Consider the following 3522-nt stretch of genomic DNA (forward strand, 5'->3'; position numbering starts at 1 on the left):
GTACGACATCGCCATACATCTGCACGAAGCGACGGTAAGAGTCCCAAGCAAAGCGCTCGTTGCCACTCTTGCGAGCCAAGCCATCGACGACCGTATCGTTGAGTCCGAGGTTGAGGATCGTGTCCATCATACCCGGCATCGAAGCTCTACTACCCGAGCGCACTGAGACGAGAAGAGGATTCTCTACATCGCCAAACTTAAAGCCCATGATGGTCTCGATATGCTTGACGGCTGCCATCAAGTCGTCCTTGAGGTCAGCTACGACAGCCTCACGGCCTCGCTCATAATACTCTGTACACACCTCAGTCGAGATAGTGAATCCTGGAGGGACTGGCACACCTATGCGGTTCATCTCCGCCAGGTTAGCACCCTTACCACCAAGTAAATCTCTCATCTGAGCATTACCCTCGGCACTTCCATTGCCAAAGGTGTAGATTCTCTTCTTGTTCTTCATTGGGGAAATTATATTTGGTATTCTGTTCGTAATTAAGTAAGTGTAAGTAAGTGATTGAGCTGAGCGACCTCCACCACTGTGGTGGACACCCTAGACTGTCGTCATCTTGCTTAAGACAGACTGTCTCTAGTCTAGAAGACTAGTGAGTAAAGCGCAGATGCATCAGTCGCTCTAACGCCTCATAGTCTGCAAGGGGGCTGCAAGACAACAATACGGTGCAAAGGTAGTAAAAATCTCCGTGCCTACGACATTTCATCATTCGCCAATCTCACGTGTTGCCCGCTCCTAAAGAAAAAAGGTTGCTAAGACTGATGCCTTAACAACCCTAAAAGATAAAATCGTTGAAGAAGAAAATGATTGAAGATAAAAGTCGCTAGAGACTAGAGAGAATAAAACCAGCGACTAGGGTGACCAGTGGGATTCGAACCCACGACCCTCAGAACCACAATCTGATGCTCTAACCAGCTGAGCTATGATCACCATCTAGCAACCGCGATAAGAGTAGCCACATCGTCACTCCCGAGAGAAAAGTTCCCTCTCACGTTTGCTGTGCAAAGGTACACAATCTTTTTGAATCCCACAACACCCCCAGCGCAACCTCCCTGCGCATCGGGTTACTTGACAACACTCTCGTTGGAGTCCCTATTTTGGAGCGTGCGGTCGATGAGCTGGAGCTGCTTGCCGAAGTTCAGTCGCCAAGCCACCCCGACAGTCACCATGTTACGATTGTCCAGTATGTACACCCTACTCGTGCTAGGTATGACAGGCGACAAGGTCTCGCTCTGATACTCGGAGCCACGCGGCGTAAAGGGGAAGATACAGCTCGCATAGAAGCTCCAGTCACGATACTTATAGAGGAGCATCAGACGGGAGGAGTTCTCGCCCAGAGACTTCGTATGCCCCGACAGCGTCCACTGCGGATGGACATAGTCATAGCCGAGCGTCCACCCCTTGTAGTTCATCATCACGCTAGCATTCCAGTATAGGCTGTTGAGCTGGTAGGCGGCGACACCCGTGTGGGTGCGAAACATATCGTAGCGCACGGTGCCTTGTAGCGTTAGGAAGTTCCACAGATTGTTTAGCCCACCCTGCCAAGAGATGCTGTACTGGCGATTGAAGCGTCCATTCGTAGCACGGTTGAGGAAGTAACCGCCCGCCACATCGTAGGTCGCATCCCAGAGGATAGGCGCCCAAGTATTATTTATCGAGAAGTCTAGATTGCTCGTGAAGAGCTTCGTCTGGTAATAGACCCCGAAGCGGTTGTAAAGCGACTGAGCCGCCTTGAGATCCGGATTGCCACTCGTCCTCATGAGGTCGTCCACACGTTGCTGTACCCGCGAGAGCATACTCAGCGAGGGGAGCGTCGGCAGATAGGTAGACTTGAGAACAAGAGTCAGATGGTTGATCGGGCTGTAAAAGAGCGAGAGCGTGCTCTGATTCCTCACAAAAAGCTTCTTATCAGTCGCATCCTGCACGACAAAGAGCTTGGCTCCCGTACCGATACTGTACTGCACCTTGCCGAGCTGTCCCTGGGCATTGGCAAAGAGGTAGCTGTTGTTTTCCAGTAGATTGTCCGTCATCTCGACATACTTATTGAGCGAGTAAGCAGTCGTATGCTGCAAGCCCGTGGCGAGCGTGAAGTGACTGCTAAATGGGTGATTGTATACCACCTCCCCGATGAGCGCTGTGCGACTCACGTCAACAGCGTTTTGTACCTCACGCATCTGCGTAGCCTTCTGATCCTGTAGCGATAAACTGTGCATGCCGTGACTGTAGGAGCCCACGAGATTCACCTCCAACTTGCCCCCATTGCTCAGCATGTTGGCATAGTACAGGTCCAGTGCTGGCGTGTAGCTACGCTCCTTGACGCTAGACTCCCTATGGAAAGGGTCGCTGTCACTCTGCGCAATCTCTGAGCGAGAAGTGCTGTGGTAATTGACAAACTCATTGCGTAGCGTAGCGCTAAACTGCTGTCGCTCGCTGGGCTTATATAAATAGGAGAGGTTAAGGTTCTGAACCATATAGCCAAAGGGGCTAGCCTCAGGCGTCTCCGTACGGGTCAGTTCCTCGTGCGGAGCTATGTATTTCGTCTCTAAGTAGGCAAAGCGCTTGCGATAGTCTCGGAAGCCATTGTTGTAATCGAGCGTAAAGGAGTGAAGTCCCCGATCGTAGCGAGCCCCCAAAGCTCCATTGACAAAGCCCGTCGTCAGCGCCGACTCGACCTGCGCCCAGACAGAGCCACCATGCAGACGCTCCTTGAGGATCACATTGACGATCCCTCCGATGCCCCGATCGGTGTAGCGTGCCGAGACCATGTCAGAGTACTCAATGCGTAGGATACGCTTTGGGTCTATGCTCTGCACATCTTGTATCGTGCGGGGCACGCCGTCCACCTGCCACTGCACCTCCCCGCCACGGATAGAGGCTTGCTTATTCATCAGGTCAATGGTCAGACCACGTAATTGCATCGTCTGTAGCAAGCTGAGGAAGTCCTGACTACGTGCCAATTCTGCCTGCTGTGGGAAGAGCAGCATCTTATCCACACGGCTTCGCTGCCCCTGCACCACTACTTGGTCGAGGAGCTGGCTATCCTCCGACATGTAGAGCGTGCCGAGAGCGATCACCCCTCGTGCATCGCCCGCTATCTGGATGGTCATCGGCGTGTAACCTATACTACTGATGCGTAGCTCCCTAACCACCTGCGGATCAGCCTGTAGGGCAAACTGTCCCTCGCTCTCTGTCGAGACGCCCGATGTGAGCTGTCCCTTATCGTCAAATAGCCCGACGCTAGCTCCGACGAGCGCAGTCGAGTCGCTACTAGCGAGCACTCGCCCCTGGATCGTGATGGTCTGCGCAGCCAGTACGCCTGCCGTGATGAGGAGGAGCGCCATCGCTCCCAGTAAATGGTGGTAAATCTTGCTACTCATATGCGTGAAACGGATAAAAGTGAATTACATTTAGTGTATCATTTCCTTAAAGACGATTTAACAAGCCGATTGTTGCAGCGGGAAAAGTCGCATGGGGAGGCAGTTATCTCGCAAGACCCGCAACATTATTTGCTTCAGCGC

Annotated in this window: 2 protein-coding genes and 1 tRNA gene; all 3 read right to left on the reverse strand. The window is 52.6% G+C overall.

From position 1 onward, the window contains the following. The coding region (locus Q0X57_RS07865) for a PEP/pyruvate-binding domain-containing protein (protein WP_297729901.1) at positions 1-454 on the reverse strand (454 nt) is incomplete at its 3' end. A 406-nt stretch (positions 455-860) separates the two neighbouring features. Continuing rightward, a tRNA-His gene (locus tag Q0X57_RS07870) sits at positions 861-934 on the reverse strand. 134 nt (positions 935-1068) lie between these two features. Then, the gene (locus Q0X57_RS07875) at positions 1069-3381 is read right to left on the reverse strand and encodes a carboxypeptidase-like regulatory domain-containing protein (protein ID WP_297729903.1); all 2313 of its coding nucleotides are present in this window, start codon (positions 3379-3381) and stop codon (positions 1069-1071) included. Positions 3382-3522: the final 141 nt, after the last annotated feature.

Source organism: uncultured Porphyromonas sp. (assembly GCF_947254915.1).
Taxonomy (GTDB): Bacteria; Bacteroidota; Bacteroidia; order Bacteroidales; family Porphyromonadaceae; genus Porphyromonas.

Bases quoted from the DNA above. Each gene is read 5' to 3' on its own strand.
- Q0X57_RS07875 (WP_297729903.1), bottom strand. From the start codon at position 3,381: ATGAGTAGCAAGATTTACCACCATTTACTGGGAGCGATGGCGCTCCTC.